Source organism: Streptomyces sp. NPDC001157, from assembly GCF_053598255.1.
The window spans coordinates 255,759-276,745 of the sequence record NZ_JBSFJW010000005.1; the positions used below are offsets into that span (position 1 = coordinate 255,759).

Annotated in this window: 19 protein-coding genes, 1 pseudogene and 1 riboswitch; of the genes and pseudogenes, 9 read left to right on the forward strand and 11 right to left on the reverse strand. The window is 71.9% G+C overall.

The window, feature by feature from the left end; genetic code table 11:
• Window positions 1-30: 30 nt before the first annotated feature.
• A complete protein-coding gene (locus ACWDAG_RS11685) occupies window positions 31-2,631 on the reverse strand; it encodes an AAA family ATPase (RefSeq protein WP_450695407.1) in 2,601 nt (866 codons plus the stop codon).
• 67 nt (window positions 2,632-2,698) lie between these two features.
• On the reverse strand, window positions 2,699-3,664 hold the full coding sequence (locus ACWDAG_RS11690; protein ID WP_450695408.1) for a hypothetical protein: 966 nt from the start codon (window positions 3,662-3,664) through the stop codon (window positions 2,699-2,701).
• A gap of 213 nt (window positions 3,665-3,877) precedes the next feature.
• Between ACWDAG_RS11690 and ACWDAG_RS11695 the strand changes: the two genes are divergently transcribed.
• Together ACWDAG_RS11695 and ACWDAG_RS11700 are read left to right on the forward strand one after the other, a co-directional pair.
• Window positions 3,878-5,296 carry a hypothetical protein gene (locus tag ACWDAG_RS11695; RefSeq protein ID WP_450695409.1) on the forward strand — a complete coding sequence of 473 codons (1,419 nt, stop codon included), beginning with the start codon at window positions 3,878-3,880 and terminating at the stop codon, window positions 5,294-5,296.
• A gap of 198 nt (window positions 5,297-5,494) precedes the next feature.
• Window positions 5,495-5,758 (forward strand): hypothetical protein, encoded by a 264-nt coding sequence (locus ACWDAG_RS11700; RefSeq protein WP_450695410.1) that lies wholly within the window; start codon window positions 5,495-5,497, stop codon window positions 5,756-5,758.
• Between the two features lie 34 nt (window positions 5,759-5,792).
• Here ACWDAG_RS11700 and ACWDAG_RS11705 read toward each other — a convergent pair whose 3' ends face one another.
• The 4 genes from ACWDAG_RS11705 to ACWDAG_RS11720 form a co-directional block, all read right to left on the reverse strand.
• Window positions 5,793-6,521: a TIGR03943 family putative permease subunit gene (locus ACWDAG_RS11705; protein WP_450695411.1), complete on the reverse strand. Its 729-nt coding sequence runs from the start codon at window positions 6,519-6,521 to the stop codon at window positions 5,793-5,795.
• A complete protein-coding gene (locus ACWDAG_RS11710) occupies window positions 6,518-7,552 on the reverse strand; it encodes a permease (protein ID WP_450695412.1) in 1,035 nt (344 codons plus the stop codon). Before ACWDAG_RS11710 ends, ACWDAG_RS11705 begins: the two co-directional genes overlap by 4 nt.
• A 105-nt stretch (window positions 7,553-7,657) precedes the next feature.
• A complete protein-coding gene (locus tag ACWDAG_RS11715) occupies window positions 7,658-8,524 on the reverse strand; it encodes a hypothetical protein (RefSeq protein ID WP_450695413.1) in 867 nt (288 codons plus the stop codon).
• 67 nt (window positions 8,525-8,591) lie between these two features.
• Complete coding sequence (locus ACWDAG_RS11720) at window positions 8,592-9,389, reverse strand: LysR family substrate-binding domain-containing protein (RefSeq protein WP_450695414.1); 798 nt, start codon at window positions 9,387-9,389, stop codon at window positions 8,592-8,594.
• 58 nt (window positions 9,390-9,447) lie between these two features.
• Between ACWDAG_RS11720 and ACWDAG_RS11725 the strand changes: the two genes are divergently transcribed.
• The 5 genes and pseudogenes from ACWDAG_RS11725 to ACWDAG_RS11745 all read left to right on the forward strand — a co-directional run bounded on the left by ACWDAG_RS11725 (window position 9,448) and on the right by ACWDAG_RS11745 (window position 14,158).
• Window positions 9,448-9,852 carry a DUF5997 family protein gene (locus ACWDAG_RS11725; RefSeq protein ID WP_450695415.1) on the forward strand — a complete coding sequence of 135 codons (405 nt, stop codon included), beginning with the start codon at window positions 9,448-9,450 and terminating at the stop codon, window positions 9,850-9,852.
• A 191-nt stretch (window positions 9,853-10,043) separates the two neighbouring features.
• Window positions 10,044-10,217: riboswitch (cyclic di-AMP (ydaO/yuaA leader) on the forward strand.
• Between the two features lie 56 nt (window positions 10,218-10,273).
• On the forward strand, window positions 10,274-11,680 hold the full coding sequence (locus ACWDAG_RS11730) for an NlpC/P60 family protein (protein WP_450695416.1): 1,407 nt from the start codon (window positions 10,274-10,276) through the stop codon (window positions 11,678-11,680).
• A gap of 269 nt (window positions 11,681-11,949) precedes the next feature.
• Window positions 11,950-12,368, forward strand: a pseudogene (locus ACWDAG_RS11735) (enolase C-terminal domain-like protein); the annotation flags it as partial.
• A 14-nt stretch (window positions 12,369-12,382) separates the two neighbouring features.
• Complete coding sequence (locus ACWDAG_RS11740; protein ID WP_450695417.1) at window positions 12,383-13,144, forward strand: SDR family NAD(P)-dependent oxidoreductase; 762 nt, start codon at window positions 12,383-12,385, stop codon at window positions 13,142-13,144.
• A 228-nt stretch (window positions 13,145-13,372) separates the two neighbouring features.
• Window positions 13,373-14,158: a LuxR C-terminal-related transcriptional regulator gene (locus tag ACWDAG_RS11745; RefSeq protein WP_450695418.1), complete on the forward strand. Its 786-nt coding sequence runs from the start codon at window positions 13,373-13,375 to the stop codon at window positions 14,156-14,158.
• A gap of 18 nt (window positions 14,159-14,176) precedes the next feature.
• Here the strand turns inward: ACWDAG_RS11745 and ACWDAG_RS11750 are convergent, their stop codons facing one another.
• Window positions 14,177-14,800, reverse strand: coding sequence for a DinB family protein (locus tag ACWDAG_RS11750; RefSeq protein ID WP_450695419.1), 624 nt, complete (start codon window positions 14,798-14,800; stop codon window positions 14,177-14,179).
• A 114-nt stretch (window positions 14,801-14,914) separates the two neighbouring features.
• On the opposite strand from ACWDAG_RS11750, the gene ACWDAG_RS11755 reads away from it, so the two are divergent.
• On the forward strand, window positions 14,915-15,346 hold the full coding sequence (locus ACWDAG_RS11755; RefSeq protein ID WP_450695420.1) for a VOC family protein: 432 nt from the start codon (window positions 14,915-14,917) through the stop codon (window positions 15,344-15,346).
• Between the two features lie 6 nt (window positions 15,347-15,352).
• On the opposite strand, the gene ACWDAG_RS11760 is transcribed toward ACWDAG_RS11755, so the two are convergent.
• The 3 genes from ACWDAG_RS11760 to ACWDAG_RS11770 form a co-directional block, all read right to left on the reverse strand.
• Window positions 15,353-16,906 (reverse strand): MFS transporter, encoded by a 1,554-nt coding sequence (locus ACWDAG_RS11760; protein ID WP_450695421.1) that lies wholly within the window; start codon window positions 16,904-16,906, stop codon window positions 15,353-15,355.
• A gap of 136 nt (window positions 16,907-17,042) precedes the next feature.
• The gene (locus ACWDAG_RS11765) at window positions 17,043-17,972 is read right to left on the reverse strand and encodes a carbohydrate kinase family protein (RefSeq protein ID WP_450695422.1); all 930 of its coding nucleotides are present in this window, start codon (window positions 17,970-17,972) and stop codon (window positions 17,043-17,045) included.
• The gene (locus tag ACWDAG_RS11770) at window positions 17,969-18,655 is read right to left on the reverse strand and encodes a class II aldolase/adducin family protein (RefSeq protein ID WP_450695423.1); all 687 of its coding nucleotides are present in this window, start codon (window positions 18,653-18,655) and stop codon (window positions 17,969-17,971) included. Before ACWDAG_RS11770 ends, ACWDAG_RS11765 begins: the two co-directional genes overlap by 4 nt.
• A 57-nt stretch (window positions 18,656-18,712) precedes the next feature.
• On the opposite strand from ACWDAG_RS11770, the gene ACWDAG_RS11775 reads away from it, so the two are divergent.
• Complete coding sequence (locus ACWDAG_RS11775; protein WP_450695424.1) at window positions 18,713-19,363, forward strand: TetR/AcrR family transcriptional regulator; 651 nt, start codon at window positions 18,713-18,715, stop codon at window positions 19,361-19,363.
• A 22-nt stretch (window positions 19,364-19,385) separates the two neighbouring features.
• Here ACWDAG_RS11775 and amaB read toward each other — a convergent pair whose 3' ends face one another.
• Window positions 19,386-20,915: an L-piperidine-6-carboxylate dehydrogenase gene (gene amaB / locus ACWDAG_RS11780; RefSeq protein WP_450695425.1), complete on the reverse strand. Its 1,530-nt coding sequence runs from the start codon at window positions 20,913-20,915 to the stop codon at window positions 19,386-19,388.
• Window positions 20,916-20,987: the final 72 nt, after the last annotated feature.

Consider the following 20,987-nt stretch of genomic DNA (forward strand, 5'->3'; position numbering starts at 1 on the left):
CGTGTCACCTAGCTCGGGCCCGCGGGATACCTACGTTTCGCGGTTGGCGAGCAGTCCGAGTTCCGCGGCGCGAGCGGCGGCGTGCCGCCGGGTGGGTGCGTCCAGTTTGTCGAGGACCGCGCGGACGTGGTTGTCGACGGTGCGGACGGAGACGACGAGCCGGGCGGCGATCTCGGAGTTGGTCAGGCCCTCGGCGAGCAGCCGTATGACCTGCAGTTGGCGTTCGGTGAGACCGGCCGGGTTGCCGCGGGTGGCGGCGAGCGGGCCGCGCGGGATGCGGCGCACGCCGAGCCCGCGCAGTTCGGCGCGGACCAGCCGGGCGAGCGGCTCGGCACCCAACGCGTCGAGCCGGGCGAGGGCGGTGAGCTTGTCGTCGGGCTCCGGGCTCTCGGCGAGGGCGGCGGCGTATTCGTAGGGGCAGCCCGCCGTGTGCCACAGGGCCGCGGCACGCCGCCACTGCCCGCGCGCCTGCAGCGCGTACGGGTGCCCCGAGTCGTCCGCCGGGACCGGGTGTCCGGCCTTGGCGAGCCAGTAGCCGAGTTCGGCTCGGTAGGGGACGCCTGCCAGATGGCGGGCCTGGGCGTGCACCGGGGCGACCGCCTCGACGACGGCGGCGTGGTCGCCGCGCAGCCAGGCGGCCTCCGCGAGCGCGGCGGCCACGGGGCCGGTGCGCTGGAGTTCCCGCGTGCGTACGGCGATCTCCCGGGCCTCGGCGAGGAGTTCGTCGGCGCCGGGGCGGCCGCAGCGGGTGCGGATACGGGCGAGGACGGTCAGGGCCGGGCAGCGCGCAGGGAGGAAGTCGTGGATCCCGAACTCGGCGTGCCGCTCGGCCTCGTCCCAGTCGGCGGCGGCGAGTCGGCGTATGGCCAGCTCGACATGGAGGTAGGTGAGGAAGCCGAGGTGTTCGGCGCGGTCGGCCAGGTCCATGGCCGGGAGCAGGAAGCGGTCGGCCTCCGCGTACTGCAGGTGGTCGAGCAGGGTCCAGATGAGGTTGGCGTAGGCGCGGCAGGCGTGCTCGACCTCGCCGGCGTCCAGGGCGACCCCGAGGCTCTCCTCCAGCTGGTGCCGCCCGCCGGGGTCTCCGCCGCGCCAGCGTGCCGTGCCCATGTTGTTGAGGGCGTGCGAGAGGATCGCCGCGTCGTCCGTCTTCTGGGCGAGCACGATGGCGCGTTCGGCGTGTTCGACGGCCTCGGGGTAGCGGTCGGACAGCATCCGCAGCTGGGCGATGTTGCTGACGGCAAGGGCCAGCAGCCGGTCGTCGCCGGCGTGTTCCAGGACGGCGACGGCCTCGCGGGCGGCGTCCTGCGCCTCGTCGGCGTCCCCGGCCCACCAGTGGATACGGGAGAGCCAGCGCAGGTCGGCGCCGAGGGCGAGGGTGTCGCCGAGGGAGCGGCGCAGGGCGACCGCCTCGCGCTGGGCGGTGACGGCGGCGGCCGAGTCGGCGATGGTGTAACTCTCCACGGCGTAGCGTTCGAGCAGGTCGGCGAGGTCGGGCGGGGGGTAGCGGTGCCGTTGCTCCAGGACGAGCCGCAGCTGGGCGGCGGCCTCGCGGTGGGCACCGGCGGAGGCTGCGTCCCGGGCCGCGTCGGGCCCGTAGCGGGCGATGGCGTCCTGGTCGCCGGCCTGGGCGGCGTGGTGGACGAGGCGGGCGGCATCCGATCCGGGGCGGGCGACGAGGGCCGCGAGGACGTTGCGGTTGAGGTCGATACGCCGGGCGGTGGGCACGGAGTCGGCGACCGCCCGCCGGATCAGCTCGTGCCGGAACGCCACCCGCTCCGGGGTCACTGCCAGCAGCCCGCGCTGCTCGGCCGCCGCGAGGACGGCCACGCCTTTGATCAACAGCTCGTCCACCAGGGGGCGTTCGACCGCGGAGGGGACGACGGCGAGCTGTTCCAGCGCGTCGACCGTGGCAGGTTCCAGTCCCCGCAGCCGGGCGAGCACGGCGTCGACGACGGTCGGGGGCACTCCCCCGGTACCGCCGGACGCGAGGACCTCGGCGACGAAGAAGGGGTTCCCGGACGTGACTTCGTAGACCTGAGCCGGGTCGAGACGGCCGGCCGCGCTGAGTGTGCGGACCGCGTCGAGGGACAGCCGGGCCAGGGGCAGGCGGTGCACGCGGGGTGCGCGGGAGACCTGGCCGAGGAGGTGGCGCAGGGGGTGTCCGCGGCTCAGCTCGTCGTCGCGGTAGGTGAGGACGAGCAGGGCGGGCAGCCGTTCCATGCGCCGGACGAGGAAACGCAGGGCGTCCAGGGATGCCTCGTCGGCCCAGTGCACGTCCTCGACGACGAGTACCGCAGGGTGCGGGGTCACGGCCAGCTCGCTGTGCAGGGCCTCGTAGACGCGGTGGCGGTCGCCGCCCTCGGTGACGGCGCGGGCGAGTTCGGCTCCGACGCTGCCGACGAGGTCGCGGAACGGGCCCAGGGGTCGGCGGGTGGCGAGGTCGTCGCACTGTCCGACGAGCACGCGGGCCTGCCGCGGGAGTCGGTCGGGCATGGCCTTGACCAGGCTCGACTTGCCGATGCCGGCCTCGCCGAAGACGAGCACCACCGAGCCGGCCCCGTCCGCCGCCTCCCGTGCGGCCGTGGCCAGCTGTGCCAGTTCGGGCTCACGTTCGAGGATCCCCCGGTCCACGCGCCGATTCTGTACGGGAGGCCTTCATGAACACCACTGGCAGTCCGCTCTTCAAGGCAGAGCGCACCTACGGTGCGGGCGGCTCGGGGATGCGCCAGGTGATGCGGAACCGCTGGTCCGGCGGAAGTCCGAATCTGCCCACCGGGCCGATTCCCTTGATGAGATAGCCGAAGATCTGATGGTGGGCCTCTTCGGAGAGTTCGTGCCAGGTCTCCGGGCTCGCAGTCATGATCTCCCGCATCAAGGACACGTCGGACTCGGCGCTCAGCATCGCGATGCGGTCCTCACGGTCCATGGTCTCGTCGGCGTGCATGGCGCTGATCGACCGCTGGAGGAGGTTCGGCTCGACCGCCAGGCGTTCGAGGAGCCGGTCGCAGCCGTAGCGGAAGGCCGTATGCATGTCGACCGCTTCCTGGTCCGGATAGTGGTAGCCGAAGGGGCTGCCCTCCTCGGCACCCAGGTAGTCGCCCTTCAGGGTCCGCAGGAGAGCGCGCAGGGCGAACTCGGCACCGTACTCGTCGATGAGGCGGACACCGACCTGCACCCATTCGTCCTCCGAGATCACGGGCTCGTGCGGCACCGCGAGCGACGGGTCGATCTCGATGGCATTGAACGGGTTGATCATCACGCCGACGACCGCCTCGGCGGTCCACTGGCCGTCGTCCGTGCCCCAGCCCTGTGACAGGGCCAGTTCCCGGGCCGATTTCATGCCGCCGGGCTCCCCCTCCCGCACCGCGCGCCACAGGGGCAGGAACCGCGCCACCTCGGCCGCCGGCTCCCGCGGCGGATCGACACAGGCGGCGGCGAGCACGGCCACGATCGACTGCACGGTCTCCCAGCGCGGGACGGTCAGGCCCTTCAGGGCCGTGCGGACTCCCTCGTGGCTGACGACCGCCGGATGGTCGCCCTCGGCGATCAGAGCGCTCACCTTCCGCATGCCGGGGTGCCCCGCCGCCCGGTGGAGTTCTTCCAGGGCGCGTACCAGCTCCTGGTGGGCTTCGTTCGAAGGAGAGGCGGTGGTGTCGGTGGTCACGGAACGGCAGATCCCTTCGCCTTTCGGGCGACGGCCTCGACGACCGTCAGATAGCGCCAAGAGCGTAGAAGTCGCAGGCAGAGCACCACATGTCAGATTGCGCCAACTTCCCCGTCCCGGGCGCCAGACGACGACAAGCAGTCGGAGCCGGAGCGGAGCATGGAGTCAACGTCGTGACCGAACCGGCGCCGCCTTCCGAGGAGTTGCCCGCCTGTGCACATCCCTGACTATGCCCGTGCCGTGATCCGTTCCGCGCTGCCCACAAGACCTACCTCCCGCCAGGTGGGGGCGCTGGACTGCTGCCTGTGCGACCAGGCCTTCGAGGACCGGCTGCCCGTACCGCTCGGGCCGACTCCCGAGTCGGGTCTGTTCGCCTGCCGCCCCTGTCTGACCCGCCTGGTCGCCCGGGCGCGGCGGGCCCGTGATGCCGCGCTGGCCCAGGACGCCGAGCAGGCCCGGGCGGAGTCCGCGGCGTGGGTGTCCGTGCGGGAGCGGCATCTCGGACGACTCGGGAGTGTACGCAAGGCCGCGGAGGCCGTGGCCGAGCTGACCCGGGAGGGTGAGGTCGAGCCGCTGCAGGTCGCCTGGCTTCTGATCTCGCTGGAATCGTCGTACGCCTGGGTGCCGGACATGCCGGAGCCGCCCGCCTCGGCGGATCGCGAGGACCCGGAGCTCAAGGACGGGGCGCTCCGGCTCGACCTGGCCGTGATCACCGCGCGGGAGGCGGTGGTAGAGCGTCTCGCCTACCACCTGATCAACGAGGCGCAGCCCGCAGAACCGGAGATGTGCGAGGAACTCGAGTGCCCGGAGGACTGCTCGGGGCGTCATGACGCCTCGCACATCGACTGCGGCCCTGATGCTGTCTTCGAGGATCTGGCGAAGCACGGCATCACCGTGGAACCGCCGGAACCAGAGCCGCTGTCACCTCGGCTCATGGCTCTCCTGGGGAAGACCGAGAACGGTACCGAGGAGAAGCGCCCGCTGCTTCCGGAGATCGAGGAGCAGGCGCCCGCCGTCCTGGCGCACTTCGGCATCGACGCGGACGACACGGACGCCTTGGTGAGCGCTGCGGCAGTCGGCCTGGTCGCCGAAGCCTGGCGCGAGGGGCCGCTGGAGGTGATCCATGCGGCCGACGACGGGCCGAGCGACGGGGATGTCTTCGCGCAGAGCGTCGACCTGTGTCGCAGGGCCCGCGCGGCGCTGTCGGCCGCGCGGGACGACGGGCCGGAGGCGCTGCGCGCGTTCGTGGCCGTCGCCTCGGACCTGGACCTGCCGTGGGCGGGCGGCTCTCGCTTCGCGCTGCGGACGGTGTCCGAACCGGTGGCGGAGTTCGTACGGCACGTCGACGACCGGGTCTGGTTCACCGCGGAGGTCATGCGTGAGCAGGGCTGGCGCGCGGGGCTGCTGCGCAGTGCCGTGACCGCTGCGGTCACGGCCCCCGCCCACTTCGGCATGCCGGGCTGGCCCGACGCCGTCACCTCGGCGATGCGGCGTCTCGCCGTGCTGGACCGGTCGGGCGCACCCGCGGCGCTGGCCGACCTCGCAGCGGTGGAGGCCGCGTTGCGCGAGGCTCCCGACCGGCTGGGCGTGGACGCCCTCGACTGGATGTCGCGCCATGCCCTGCTCGGCTGAGCGCGCCGCTGGAAGTGCCGCGATGTGCCGTCGGCCGTCTGCGGCGCCGTCGTGGCTGGTCGCTCCCCCGCTCTCGAATTCGCTCGAGCGGGGGGACCCCCATCGCGGCGGAGCCGCAGATCGACACGGCCCCGCGCCCCTTCAGGGCACTGCCGTACCGCAGCGGACTTCGCCGGACCCGCTTGGAGGACGGCTCACATGGGCGTACTTCACCCGGCGGAAGGCGGCGACACGGTGAAGTGGGACGACGTGACCCTCGTCATCCTCGCTGCGTTCGGCTGCGTCACGCTGCTGCTGACGCAGATCACCGAGGTGCTGTCGCGGCTGCCGCAGATCATCCGCGCCTGGCGGCAGGTGCGGCAGGAACTGAACGGCGGCACCGCCTCAGGCACGCCCACGGTCGACCCCAGCGGCAGAAGCCGTGCATCCGGAGAGTCCGAGCCAGGGCCGGGCCAAGGATGACCTCTGCCGCCGGGGCGATGTCATGAGGGCGACGTCACGAGGGCGTGAGCGGAAGGTCGTCCGTGTATGCGTTGACGGGCGGGGAGATGCGCTCGGTGCGGTGGACGTCGAGGGCCGCCGTCGCGGACTTCGTGCCGAGCGTGCCCTGGGGGTGCCAGGCTCCGGTGACGGCCACCCAGGTGTTGGCCGGCAGTGCGGGAGCCCCGTACATACGGACCTTGACCGACTGGGAGTCCGCCGCGCAGCAGGTGAAGATGATCCGGGTCAGATACCAGCCGCCGCCCTGCCCCGCCGGGGTGACGAATCCGGTCATGCGGATGCTGCGGCCTTTGACGGCCTGCTCCCGGTCCTGCTGGACCCGGGCGGTGAAGTCGGTGAGGGTCATCGGCAGCGGGACGGTCGCGGGCAGCGGATCGAACCGCTGTGCCTTCGGCACGGCCTTGTTGTTCGCGTGCGAGGCCGTGTACGCGCCGAGGGCGGGCGGAGCGTAGAGGAGCAGGCTGAGCGCGGGCAGGAACAGCAGCCAGGCGATGCGGGGTGCGGTGGAGTGGTCGTGGCCGTGTGCGTGTACGTCGGCTTCGGGGGCCGTACGGTCCAGCGCCGCTCCTGCCAGGCCCAGCAGCAGGAGCAGCACCCCGGAGGCGATCAGCAGGGGGCGCAGGCCTTCCTTGACGTAGCGCAGACAGAGGTCGCTGAACAGGGCCGCGTGCAGCAGGCCCAGACCGGTCAGGACCAGTAGGAGGACTTGGGCGTGGCGCTTCACAGCAGTGCGCCTCCGATCAGGACGCCGGCGGCGACGGCCACCACCGTCGTGGCGGCGGAGAAGCGCAGGGCGAAGGAGCGGCCGAAGGTGCCCGCCTGAAGGGCGATCAGTTTCAGGTCGACCATCGGGCCGACCACCATGAAGACCAGTCGAGCGGTGGGCGAGAAGCCGGTGAGCGAGGCGGCGACGAACGCGTCGGCCTCCGAGCAGACGGCGAGCAGGACGGCGAGCGCGGCCAGGAAGAGCACCGACAGCCAGGGCGAGCCGGAGAAGGTGTCGAGGACCGAGCGCGGCACGGCCACGTTGAAGGTGGCCGCGGCCATGGCACCCAGCACCAGGAAGCCGCCGGCGTGCAGGAAGTCGTGCTGGAAGCCGAGACGGAACTCCCGCCTGCGGCTGTGTCCCGGCCGGTGGCCGGTGTGGCGGACGGCCGGTCGCAGCCACTCCTCGCGTCCCAGCCAGAGCCACAGCCAGCCCATCACGGCAGCGGTGACGAGAGAGGCCAGCAACCTGGCGGCGACCATGGCGGGGTTTCCCGGGAAGGCGACGGCCGTGGCGGTGAGCACGATCGGGTTGATCGCGGGGGCGGAGAGGAGGAAGGCGAACGCGGCGGACGGAGTGACACCGCGGCGGATCAGGCTGTTCGCCACCGGCACCGAGGCGCATTCGCACCCGGGCAGGACGACCCCCGCGACGCCGGCCACCGGGACGGCGAGTGCGGGCCTGCGGGGCAGGATCCGGGTGAACAGGTCGGCCGGTACGAACGCGTTGATCGCCCCCGACAGGACCGTGCCCAGGAGAAGGAAGGGCAGCGCCTGGACGGTGATGGCCAGACAGACCGTGCGCCAGGCCGCGACGGCGGGCTGGTTCAGCCATCCGACGCCGGTGAGGGAGAGGACCGCCACCGAGGCGGCGGCGGTGACGATGACGACGGGCAGGGGCCGTGCGGGGACGCGGCTCCCCGGCCGGCCGGCCGGGGCGACGAGCGCCACTTCCTTCGCCACATCAACCAGTTCATCCGTTTTATTCATATTTACTCCGGATGTCGGATTTCGTGGCGAAGATAAGCCAGGATCACTCCCCTCACGGTGCGCACACGCCGCCACGGGTGGATGAATGAACAGGACCGGCGGCGCTCAGCCCACCGCGACGTGATCGTCCGGGCACGGGTGCTCGGCCCCCGACCGCGCCGATTCCGCTCGGCCCGCCGGAAGGAGGGGCCGGGCGGACGTCTGCTTGCGGCCGCGTTCGGCGAACAGCGCCAGGACGATCGCGGTGGCGACCGCTATCAGGTGCTCACGGCCCGCCAGATTGGGTACGGCAATCGACTCCCACACCATCGACCCGCCGGTGAGGGCGAACACGATGGGTGCGCGCCGGACGACGGACAGATAGGTGAACAGACCCACGACGGCGGCGGAGGGTCCCGTGTCCAGCACCTGACCGATGCTCGGCGGCAGACCCAGCCCGCCCCAGCCCGGCCCGAGCGCGAGCATCACCCGCACCATGAGGGTGCCGGCGAGTGTGGTCGCGTACGAGATGGCGAGCGTTCTGGCCCGGCCGAGGGTCAGCTCGGCGAGGGCGAACGCGAGGAACAGGCTCGTGATCCCTCCCCACACGGGCAGGTCCAGGGCCGGGACGTACAGCGACACCGGCGTCCGCAGCAGGGCCAGCCACAACGGCAGGTCGCCCTTGACGCCGCCGAGCAGCCGCACCGCCACCGCACCGGCCGGCCGCTGCGCCAGCGCATGGAAGAAGACGACACCGAAGGCGGCCAGGAACGCCAGGAACAGTGCGCGCAGCCCACGACGTCTGAGTTGCCGCACCGGATCGACCACGATGCCCTGCCACTCGCCCCGCAGCGTGCGCCCGACGAACGCCGCCACCCGCCACAGTCCGCCGCGCGGCCGCTCGTATCCACGGTCGGCCGGATCGCCCCACGGTCCGTGAGCACGCAGCCGGTCCGAGGCGCCGCCTGCGCACCGCACCCCCTTGCGAAGCAAGACTCCCCGCCTCCCGTCCATCTCCCCACCGGATGGTCGGAACGGGGCGAGGCCGCCCCGAGGGCGGCTATGCCCCGCGGCGGGGTTTCCTGCGCTTGGCGCCCTTGGAGACGTCGGATCCGGCCCTCGGGTTGCGCCCCGTCGACTTCCCGGCCGTCTTCCCGGTCACCTTCCCCGCCGCGGGCTTGCGCCGGGCGCCGGCCGTGCCGCCGGTCCTGCCCCCTGCCGTGCCCTTGGTTTCCGGTGTCGACGCCTTGCGGCCGCGGGAGCTGTTGACCGTGCGGCCGCGGACGATGCCGATGAAGTCCTCGACCAGGTCCGTGGTCGCCCCCTCCGGCCACGCCAGCGCGACGCTCGACTCGGGGCCGTCCGCCAGCGGCCGGTAGGTGAGGTCCTTGCGGTGGTGCAGACGGGCCAGCGACTGGGGGACGATCAGGAGGCCGACCCCCGCCGCGACGAGTTCCACGGCGTCCTCGGTGGTGGCGGGGCGCTCGAAGGCGGGCTCGCCCGGCGGCCGGTCCCAGTCGAAGACGTCGTCGAGGGGGTGGAAGACGACCTCGTCCGCGAGGTCCGCGACGGTCACCTCGTCCGCCGCCGTGATCACGTGGTCCTTGGGGACGACGACGACCGTCGTCTCGGTGTAGAGGGGGATCGCGCTGAAGAACGTGCGGTCGACCGGCAGCCGTACGAGTCCCGCGTCGGCCTCGCCCCCGCGCAGCACGTCGGATGCCCCGGCGGCCGGTACGGCGAGGAGGTTCAGCGGGATGTCGGGCAGGCGCTCGTTCCAGATCCGCACCCACTTGGCGGGCGTCGCCCCCGGGACGTACGCAAGCCGGAACGTCTGGGATTCTTCCGAGCCTGTCACCAGGCCAGGCTACCGGCCGTGGTCGGAGGTCTCGAACACGCTCGATACCCTGGACGGCATGAAGTCGCACCAGAGCACCCAGACGATGAAGCCCGCGACCGCGGCGAAGAAGCTGGGTGTGTACCTCGATGCCACCCCCGCCGAGTTCCGGGAGGGTGTCGTCTCACGAGCCGAGCTCGACCGGCTCCAGGCCGAGCCGCCCGAGTGGCTGCGCGAGCTGCGGGCCAATGGTCCCCATCCCCGTCCGGTGGTCGCGGCGAAGCTGGGTGTCTCCATCGCGGGTCTTGCCCGCGGCGGGATCACCGAGGCGCTCACCACCGAGCAGATCGAGGCCCTGAAGCAGGAACAGCCCGAGTGGCTGCAGAAGGAGCGCGCCACCCAGGCGGAGGTCCGCAAGGAGGCGGCGCGCATCAAGAAGCGCGATGCCGAGCGTGAGGCTCGCAGCGAGGGCCCGCGGCCCTGACGCGGCCCGCTCGCGACGGACGGTTGCCGTTCGGATCCACTGTGTGCACAACACACGGATCTGACGGCACGTCACGACGAAGGTCACAAAAGCGTATCGGACATTCCGGCCTTCAACCTTCACACGAGCCGCACAAGTTGGCTAGCGTGGCGTCAGGCCGCACGAGTTCCTCCGGCGAACCCCGCCGGGACGCGCGGCCTCCGCCGAATCCGGTGCGCCCTGTGGCAGCCGGAACCGGGGACCCAACCGAACGACGGGGTGAATCGGCCCAACCGCCCGCCAGGGCAGCGGCCGTAGGGCATGCCTTCCGGAACCCACCGCCCGAACCCGACAGCTAACTCGGTAGGCGGAGTACGGAAGGAGTACGGCTCCCATGGCGCCGGATCGACCATCGCGCACCGCAGGCTTCGGCCTTCCTGGTATGCGCAATTCCGCTCTCGCGACCGCTGCCCTCACCTCGGTGGCCCTGTTCTCGCAGACCGCCGACGCCGCACCGACGACGGGCGACGAGGGCCCCAGCCGTGAAGCCGTCCGGCAGCGGGTGAGCAGCCTCTACGACCAGGCCGAGTCCGACACTGGCAACTTCAACTTCACCCGGGCCCAGTTGATGGGAGCGCGGCCGCCGGCGGCGCCGGCCCGCGACCGCGGCCGCTCGGACCCGGCACTCGACTCGGTGTCCCGGCGGTGGTTCGACGGAGCGCGTGCCTCCCTGGGTCCGACGGTTCCCGCGGTGCTGCCCACCGACCGCATGCCGGCCCGCCAGGCCGAGCCCCGGCCCGCGCGCCCGGCGGACAGCCGTGCCACCGCCCGTGAGCTGGAGGCGACCGTCCGGCCCGTGGCCGAGCTGCCCTCCGCGGAGCCCCGTCGGCCGGTGGCGGAGCTGACCGTCGGCCCCACGGCCGCGCTCCCCGCCGTTCCACAGCCCCGCCAGGAGGCCGCCCCCGCCCTGCCCGCGGCGGCCCCCGAGTCGAGGCAGTCCTCCCTGCGCAAGTTCAAGGAGCAGAACCAGCGCAAGATCGCTGCGGCCAGCGAGCTGCTGTACCGGTACACCGCCCGGCAGACCTCCGCGCCGCGCCCGGCCGCCCAGGCCCTGCCGGCCCAGCTCCCCTGGCAGGACCAGGCGGAACAGACCCGCCTGGCGACCGAGGAGGCATGGCGACTGCAGCAGCCGACGGTCCTCGACACGGGCATGCCCCCGGCCGGTGAGCAGCTCATGCAGCCGTCCGTGCTCGACACCGGCGTACCCGCGGTCGAGGAGTGGCGCATGCAGCCGTCCGTGCTCGACACGGGCGTGACCCCTGCCGGGGATTGGCGTACACAGCCCTCCACCCTCGACCCCGGCACCACCGCGGTCGAGGATTGGCGCACCCAGCCATCCGTGCTCGACACCGGCATACCCCAGGCCGGGGGATGGACCACGCAGCCGTCCGTCCTCGACACGGGCGCGCTCGCTGCCGGCACCTCCGTCATCACCAAGGCCGACAGGGCGATCGACTTCGCCCGTGCGCAGATCGGCAGGCCGTGTCTGTGGGGTGCGGTCGGGCCGGAGTCGTACGACAACGCCGGGCTCACCCAGGCCGCCTGGCGGGCCGCCGGGGTCACCCTGCCACGCACCACGTACGAGCAGGCGAGCGCAGGCACGGTGATTCCGCTGGCCGAGAGCCGCCCCGGAGACCTGATCTTCTTCAACGACAACTTCAGCCATGTCGGCCTGTGCACCGGCAACGGCCTGATGATTCACGCGCCCGGCCCGGGCGCGGTCATCCGCGAGGACCCGGTCCACTACGCCGGCGAAGCCGCAGTGCGTATCGCCGTACGTCCCGCGTGAGTTCAGGGACTCCGGTCGAGTCCTGCCACCAACAGTTCGATGAACTGCGAGGCCGCCGACGGAAGTCGGCGGCCTCCTCGTTGTTCGTCAAGGCACTCCGCTTGAGCCCTCCCATCTAGATTCATGACGTCAGTTCATGGATATGAAGCGAAGGTGCTCGTGGGTGATCGCCGGCGAAATCGCCGCCTCGCCGCCGCCCTCGCCGCCGCGGGGATCGCATCCGGGACGGCCGCCTGTGGCTCCGGTTCCGGGAGCGCCGGTTCCCGCGATGCGTGATCGCCTGGGAGCATCTGAAGCCCGCCGTCGAGCAGAACGCCGTGCAGGTGCTCCTCACCGACCACCACTACTGGGGCGGACTGCGTCGCACCCGTGAACTGGCCGCCGTCTGCGAGGCGTTCGGGCTGGCCCTGTCCATGCACTCCAACCCGCACCTGGGCATCAGCCTCGCCGCCATGGCCCAGGTGGCGGCGGCCATCCCCAATCTCGACCACTCCTGCGACACGCACTACCCGTGGAACGCGGCCGACGACTGGCGGTCCCGAGCGGACCGGGCCTGGGTGTGGAGCTGGATCACGACGCGCTCGACCGGCTGCACCGGCTGTACGTGGAGTCGGGGGTGCGCAGTCGCGACGACACCGGGTACATGCGGAGGATCCACCCGGAGTACGAGCTCAGGCTGGCTCGGTGATGAAGGATGGCCGGGTGAGCAACGAGAACACACGGCGGCCGGCCGGGAAGGTCGTGGTCGTCACCGGGGCCGCCCGGGGTCAGGGTGCCGCCGAGGCGGAGGCGCTGACCCGGGCCGGCGCCCGGGTGGTAGCCACCGACGTGCGGCCCGAGGGCGACTGCCGACAGCTCGACGTCAGCGGCGAGAGCGACTGGGCGGCGCTGGCAGCCGAGTTGAAGGAGTCGTACGGGGAGATCCACGGCCTGGTCAACAACGCGGGCATCATCCGGCGCGAGCGGCTGGGCGAGGTGCGCCCCGAGGATTTCACGCAGGTCCAGGCGGTGAACACGACCGGCCCGCTGCTCGGCATCCAGCACCTCGCCCCGCTGATGCCGCCCGGCTCGTCGATCGTCAACGTCGGCTCGTCCGCGGCACTCACCGGCTACTACCCGGTGGCGTACACGGTGAGCAAGTGGGCCCTGCGCGGGGTGTCGAAGATCGCCGCGATGGAGCTGGGGCCGTGGGGCATCCGCGTCAACACCGTCCACCCCGGCTATATCGAGACCGAGATGACGGCCGCAGCCACGCCCGCGTTCCGTGAGACGACCATCCGCGAGACCCCGCTCGGCCGCAGCGGAACCGTCGACGACATCGCACCGCTCGTGGTCTTCCTGTTGTCCGACGAGTCGTCGTTCATCACCGGGGCGGAGATTCCGGTGGACGGGGGCCTCACCGCGCACGGTGGCGTCAAGTCGATCTCCGATGCGATGCGTACGAGCCCGCCCGCGTCGGAGTGAGCCGTGCGGGGCCGCCGGTCCCCCGCGCCGGCGGCCCCGCACGGCGTGGGATCCCGGCGTCCTCCCCAGGCGCCGGGCTCCCCCGCTGCGGCTGCCGTAGCGCCGATGTGCTGGAGTGGATCCGAGAACGTCGTTGTTGTTCGAGGGTGCTCGCATGCAGTCTGGAGCAGTGGACGGCGTCGCCGGTATGGGTACAACTGCGTACGCGGCGGACGAGCGGAGAAGCACGTGGCACAGGTGCCGGGCGGGGCCCACGAACGCATGCTGTCGGTGGCCGTCGCCGCCCTCAACGAACGCGAGCCGGAGCAGCTGTGGCCGCTGCTGGCGAGCGCCCTGCCCGGCCTGTGCGGCGGCGAGACCCTGATCTACAAGCTCGACGACTGGAACGAGGCCGAGGGCACCGTCGGCATGCCGTCCGAGGTCGCCGTCGAGTTCGACGAGCTCGGGGACGAGGACCTGGGCCTGCTGCGCGCGGGCTTTCCGTTCGCGGACCACTACGCGGGCGGGCCCGACAGGACTCCCCTCACGGCACGGGAGGCGGCCGGCGCCGCATGGTCCGCGAGCCCGACCGCGCGGCTGATCGGCGACATCATGGACGCGGACCATGTGCTGGCCGTCCCTCTGCCCCAGACGACGACGCCGATCACCGGATGCATGATCTACCGCTCCGGCACGGACTTCACCGACGACCACGTCCGCACGGCCCGGCAGTTGCAGCCGCTGCTGGCGGCGGTCGAGCAGCAACGGCAGCTCCTGGAGCGCTGGAAGCGGACGGCCGCCCCGGACACCGCCGACGGACCGGCGGCCGCGGACTGCCCGCTCACCCCCCGGGAGATGACCGTCCTGCTCCTGCTCACGGACGCCCTGACCGCGGCCGCGATCGGCCGGCGGCTCGGCATCTCGGACCGTACGGTCCACAAGCACGTCGAGAAGATCTACCGCAAGCTCGGTACCCGCGACCGCATCAGCACGGTTCTGCGGGCCCAGCAGCTGGGGCTGGTCCCCGCGCCGTGACCCGCGGCGCGGGCGCGGTCAGGGCCTTCGCGCGCGGTACAGGTCGCGCAGCAGGGCGATCTCGGCCCCGTGGTGCAGGACCTCCTGATTGACCCACCACACGATGTCGACGAACGGCTCTTGGGGGTCGCTGCCGTGCGGATACGTGCAGTGGCCGACCGTGTCGAGCGCCGCGTCGCCGCTGCTCAGCAGTGCCCCCCGCCAGGCCGTGGCACCGGCGTCGAAAGCGGCGGCGGCCGCTGTCGCGTCCCCGCTGACGAGGTAGTCGCCCCGGGTGAGGCTGTGGGTGCCTGCCGTGTGATCGGCACGGAGGGTCAGCATCTCGCTCAGGTGGCTCAGCCGCCATGCGACGGTGGTGAAGGGCGGTGGCCAGGGGTGCGGGTAGGGGGCGGCGTCGCGTCCCCAGTCCCCGTCCGCGGCGCCGGCCAGCAGGGTGGCACGCGGCCCCGGCCCGTCCGACCGACGGCGTACCGACCAGCAGTCCGGCACCGGCTCCCAGAGGTACTCCTCGTCGGTCATGGGCCCGACCTCGGTGTCCGAACCGTCGCCGCTGTCCATCACCGGCCCGGTCAGCCGGGCGGCCAGACGCGCGCATGCGAAGTCGAACTGCTCCAGCAACGGGGCCAGGCGGGATACGGTCACCGGCACTCCCTTGACGGACTCGTGGACGGAATGGGAAGGCACGAACCGACCGACTAGCCTGGCAGAACCGGCATGCAACCCGCCTCTTGATTTCCCGATGACAGGGAGTCGGCCATGAAGCCGAACCGCTCCATCCCCTCCGCGACCGTCATCCCCGTTCTGATCTATCCCGATGTACGCGCGGCGGTCGCCTGGCTCGGTGCGGCCTTCGGGTTCGTGGAACGGGTACGGATCGGCGAGGACCACCGCGCGCAGCTCGGCTTCGGCGACGGCGCCGTGATCGTCGGGGACACCCGCAAGGACCGCCGTCCCCCGCGCCCCGGCGAGGTCACGCACTCGGTGACGGTGCGCGTCGACGACGTCCGTGCCCACTGCGAGCAGGCCCGGGCACACGGCGCCCGCATCGTCATGGAACCGACCGACTTCGAGTACGGGGAACGCCAGTACACGGCCGAGGACCTCGCGGGCCATCAGTGGACGTTCTCGGAGACCCTTGCGGACGTCGCGCCGGAGGAGTGGGGCGGGCAGACGGTCTCGGCGGGCTGAGGAGCGTCAGCCCGGGCCGGGTCCCGTCCCGCCCTTGAGTCGTTCCAGGTCGGAGGGGCGGACCTGGATGACGACCAGGGCGATCAGGGCGGCGATGACGGTGAAGATCGCCGCCATGATGAAGGCCGCCGAGATCCCGGACGTGAGCACGTGGTCGGACCAGGGGCTCGGGAGCTGCCCGGTGTGCTTGAAGCGCAGGCGTTCGGCCGGGGTGGCCTGGGCCAGGAAGCGCGGTATCTGCTTGTGGGCCTCGTTGGTGCTGGCGGTGCCGAACATGGTGACCAGGATGGACAGGCCGAGTGAACCACCCACCTGCTGGGTGGCGTTGAGGAGTCCGGAGGCCGCGCCGGTCTCCTGGACGGGGACGTTGGAGAGCGCCATGAGGGTGAGCGAGACGAACTCCAGGCCCATGCCCAGGCTGAAGACGAGGATCGGGCCGAGAATGCTGCCCGCATAGGTGGAGTGGACGTCGGTCAGGGTCAGCCAGGCCAGGCCGGCCGCCGCGAGGATCGCTCCCACCACCATGAACGGCTTGGGGCCGAAGGTGGGCAGGAACCGCGAGGCCAGCCCGGCACCGAAGGCGATGACCGCACTGACCGGAAGGAAGGCGAACCCGGTGGCCAGTGGGCTGAAGCCCAGCACGTTCTGCACGAAGAGCGTGAGGAAGAAGAACATGCCGAAGATCGCGGCGGCGAGGCTGAGCATGATGCCGTAGGTGCCGGCGCGGTTGCGGTCGGCGAACATGTGCAGCGGTGTGATCGGCTGGCTGGAACGCCGCTCGATCAGGATGAACGCCGTGAGGACGACGACGGCCGCACCGAACGAGGCCAGCGTGAGCGCGTCCCGCCAGCCGTCCTGCGCCGCTCTGATGAAGCCGTACACCAGCAGCACCATGCCCAGGGTGGACGTCAGCGCGCCGGCGAGATCGAAGTGCCCCGGGTGGCGTTCGGACTCCTTGATCCAGCGTGGCGTGGCGAGGGCGATGAGCACCGCGATGGGGACGTTCACGAAGAGCACCCAGCGCCAGTTCAGCCACTCGACGATGACCCCGCCCGCCAGGAGCCCGATGGCACCGCCGCCCGCCGAGACCCCGGCGAACACCCCGAAGGCCCGGTTGCGTTCCGGACCCTCGCGGAAGGTCGTGCTGATCAGGGCGAGGGCCGTCGGGGACGCGATGGCGCCGCCGACGCCCTGGAGTGCGCGTGCGGCCAGGAGCTGGCCGGAGTTCTGCGCGAGCCCGCCCAGCAGGGAGGCGAGCGCGAACAGCAGTACGCCGAAGATGAAGACGCGTCGTCTGCCGAGGATGTCCCCGGTGCGGCCGCCGAGCAGCAGCAGGCCGCCGAAGGTCAGGGTGTATGCGTTGACCACCCAGGACAGGCTGGTGGTGGAGAAGTCCAACGCGGTCTGGATGTGCGGCAGCGCGATGTTCACGATGGTGATGTCCAGGACCACCATCAGCTGGCACGAGGCGATGACCAGCAGCGCCATGCCGTTTCCGCCGCCGCCCGGTTCGCGGGTGGCGGCCTGTGCTGCGGGGCTCGGCTGCGGGCTGCTGCTCATGGCGTGTCGCACTCGGCATCAGTGAACGGTTCCGTCCACTGCGGCGTCTACCGTTCGACCGTACGCCCCTGCCGTGACCGTCACCACTTGATTGACTCGGTGACGGTTTACACCGGTTTATCGGGAGTCGACCGGCTCACAAGCGCGTCTTGTGGGTCATGGCGAACTCGTCGGCCTCCGGCAGGTCGAACTCCCCGTGGTCGCTGCCCAACCCCTGCGCCACCAGCGCGGCCGCGGCGCTGCCCAGCACGGCGGCCTCGCGCGGGGTGCGGCCGAGGCTGATGCCTCGTATGAAACCTGCCGAGAACGCATCGCCGCAGCCGGTGGTGTCGACGACGTCGACCTCGAAGGCGGGGACCGTTTCCGTGCCGTCCGCCGTCACCAGGAGCGCACCGTCGCCGCCGCGGGTGACGGCGACGAGACCGGCCCCGGCGGCGAGGAACTTCTTCGCGCCGGTCACGAGGTCCTGCTCCTCACTGAAGCCGAGGACCTGGTCGTCGTTGGGGAGCAGGTGGTCGACGTACGGGAGAAGCGGTTCGATCTGGTCGAAGGTCCCCAGTTCGCCGGGGGCGAGGAGGTCCACGGAGGTGACCACGTCGTGTTCCTTGGCGTGCGCCAGGATGCGCGCGGCGACGTCGGCGCCGATCAGCTCGGGGCCGCCCAGGTGGAGGTGGCCGGCCTCGGCCACGGCGTCCCAGGGCACGTCGTCGAGGCCGTAGGTGATGTTGGCGCCGAGCAGATGGAGCGAGGGGCGGTCGCCGTTGGGGCGGATGGGCAGGACGCTCGCGGAGGTCGAGGTGTCGACGCGGCGGACGAGCAGCCCGGTGTCGATGCCTGCCCTGTCGAGGAGCTGGACGAGCAGGTCGCCGGTCGGATCGGTGCCGATCGCACCGGCGGTGCGCACCGAGGCGCCCAGTTTGGCGAGCGTGAGGGCGGTGCCGGCGGCCGTCCCGGCGGCGGTCATCCGGATGTCGTCGACGAGGGTCGCGCCCTGGCCCTCGGGTATCTCCTCCACCGGCCGTACCAGTACGTCCAGCACGTGCACGCCCATCGTGACGACCTTCATCGCTCTTCCTCCTGCGCGGGTGGTACGGGGTGGGTGGTGCCGTAGTTGCGGGCGATCGCGGCCTCGATGACCGCGAGTTGCTGCTGTTCGTCGAGGGTCCGCGGCGTTCCGAGCGCGGCGGCGTGCTGGTAGACACCGCAGGCCCACTCCAGCAGCAGGGCGTGCTCGACCGCCTTGTCCAGGGTCGACGCATGGGTGAGCGCACCGTGGTTGGCCATCAGGGCGGCGCTGCGGCCCTCCAGCGCGGCGAGCACCGACTCGGCGAGTTCGGGGGTGCCGAAGGTGGCGTACGGCGCGACGCGGACGGTACCGCCCAGAGCGAGCAACTGGTAGTGGATGCACGGCAGTTCGTCGAGGACCAAGGAGAGCGCGGTGGCCATCGGGGCGTGGGTGTGGACGACGGCGCCGGTGCCGTAGCGCCGATAGACACCCAGATGCAGATCCAGTTCCGAGGTGGGCTCCAGGGCCCCGGCCACGACCTTGCCGTCCAGGTCGACCACCGTCACCTGGTCCGCGGTGAGTTCGGCGAGCACCGCTCCGGTCGCGGTGATCGCGACCCGCTCCCCCACCCGTACGCTCACGTTCCCGGCCGTACCGATGAGCAGGCCCTCGGCCCCCAGCCGGCGGCAGGCGTCCGCCACGGCGGCCCGCTCCCGCCCGAGCGCCGTGCTTGAGTCGGTCATGTGCGGGACCGTAACCTAAACATGAAACAAAGTCACGTTCAGGTTCGGAGGTTGTTCGTGGGTGAGGCGACCGCGGATGTCAGCGGGGCCGCTCCGCTGCGCCGTACCCCTCAACAGGCGCGCAGCAAGGCGCGGTTGGCGCGGGTCCTGGAGGCCGCCGAGCGCGTCCTGATCGGTGAGGGCGTCGAGGCGCTGACGACGACCCGGGTCGCCGGGGAGGCCGAGGTGTCGGTCGGCTCGCTGTATCAGTACCTGCCCGACCGCGACGCGATCATCGACGCGCTGGCGGCCGGCTACTTCGCGAAACTGGAGGCCGCCATGGACGGCCTCGTCCAGGCCGCGGCCCAGGAGCGCTGGGAGGACCCGGTGGGCGTGCTCATCGACGCGTTCGCCGGGATCTACCGCACCGAACGCGGCTTCCGGGCCCTGTGGTTCGGCAGCGGCCTGACCGAGCGGACCCGCGCCGCGGACCGGGCGCACAAGCGCCGTATGGCCGACGGGATCCGCCGTGTCCTGCTCGCGCTCGGCATGGCCCACGACCACGAGACCCTCGCCGCCGCCTGCCACGCCGCGGTCCTCGCGGCCGACGCGCTGGCGCAGGAGGCGTTCCGGCGGGACGCCGAGGGGGACGTGGAACTCCTCGACGAGGCCAAGGTCATGCTGCGCGGCTATCTGGCGGACGTCACCGCGCGCCATCGACCCCGCTGACCGCGCTCGGCGCGGTGATCCCCTAGAGGAAGCTGACGTTCTGGGCCAGCGCGAGTCGGCCGGAGTAGTTGATGGTGTTGGTGGCCGACCGCATATAGGCCCGCCAGGCGTCGGAACCCGACTCGCGGCCGCCGCCCGTCTCCTTCTCCCCGCCGAAGGCGCCGCCGATCTCCGCGCCGGAGGTGCCGATGTTGACGTTGGCGATGCCGCAGTCGGAGCCCTCGGCGGAGAGGAAGAGCTCTGCCTCCTGCTGGTCGCGGGTGAAGATGCTGGAGGACAGGCCCTGCGGGACGTCGTTGTGCAGGGCGATGGCCTCCGCGAGCGTGTCATACGTCAGGACGTAGAGGATTGGCGCGAAGGTCTCCTCCCGTACGACGTCGGTCTGTTCGTCGACGCGGACGATCACCGGTTCGACATAGGCGGCGCGGGGCGCGGTCTCGGACAGTCGGCGTTCGCCGCCGACCAGGATCTTGCCGCCCTGGGCCTGGGCGCGGGTGACGGCGTCCTGCATGCCGTCGAGGGCCTTGGTGGAGATGAGCGGTCCGACGAGGGTGTTCTCGTCGAAGGGGTCGCCGATGGGGAGCCTGGCGTACGCGGCCTTGAGCCGTGCGACGAGCGTGTCGGCGATGTCGCGGTGCACGATGAGGCGGCGCAGGGTCGTACAGCGCTGCCCGGCCGTGCCGGCTGCGGCGAAGACGATGCCCTGCACGGCGAGGTCGAGGTCGGCCGAGGGCGCGACGACGGCGGCGTTGTTGCCGCCGAGTTCCAGCAGGGTGCGGCCGAAGCGGGCGGCGACACGGGGGCCGACCTCGCGGCCCATGCGGGTGGAGCCGGTGGCGCTGATGAGGGCGACGCGCGGGTCGTCGACGAGCCGCTCGCCGACGGTGCGGTCGCCGAGCAGGAGGCGGTGCACGTCCCGGGGTGCGCCGGTCTCGTCTGCGGCCCGGGCCAGCAGCCGGTCGCAGGCCAGGGAGATCAGCGGGGTGAGCTCGGACGGCTTCCAGATCACTGTGTCGCCGCAGGCCAGGGCCACCGCGGTGTTCCAGGACCACACGGCGGCCGGGAAGTTGAACGCGGAGATCACGCCGACCACGCCCAGCGGGTGCCAGGTCTCGGCCAGGCGGTGGCCGGGGCGCTCGGAGGCGATGGTGCGGCCGTAGAGCTGGCGGGACAGGCCGACCGCGAAGTCGCAGATGTCGATCATCTCCTGGACCTCACCGAGCGCCTCCGAGCGGATCTTGCCCGCTTCGATGGTGATGAGGTCGGCCAGGTCGCTCTTGTGGTCGCGCAGCAACTCGCCCAGTCGGCGCACGAGTTCACCGCGGCGCGGGGCCGGGGTGGTGCGCCAGGTTCGGAAGGCCTCGCGGGTGGCCGTGACGGCCTCCTCGGTGTCGGCGGCGGTGGCGGCCGTGAGCCCGAAGAGGTCCTCGCCGGTGATCGGCGTACGTGCCTGGAGGTCGGCGCCTTCGGGGACGGTGACGCCGATGCGTTCCAGGCTGGTACGGGCGCGGGCGCGCAGGTCCTCGGTGCCGGGCAGGGTGGTGCTCGTCATGGCGCTTCCTCGGGGTTCGGTCAGTGGGAAAGGGCGGTTCGGCTGAGCGGGCCGTCGAGTTGCTGACGGTCT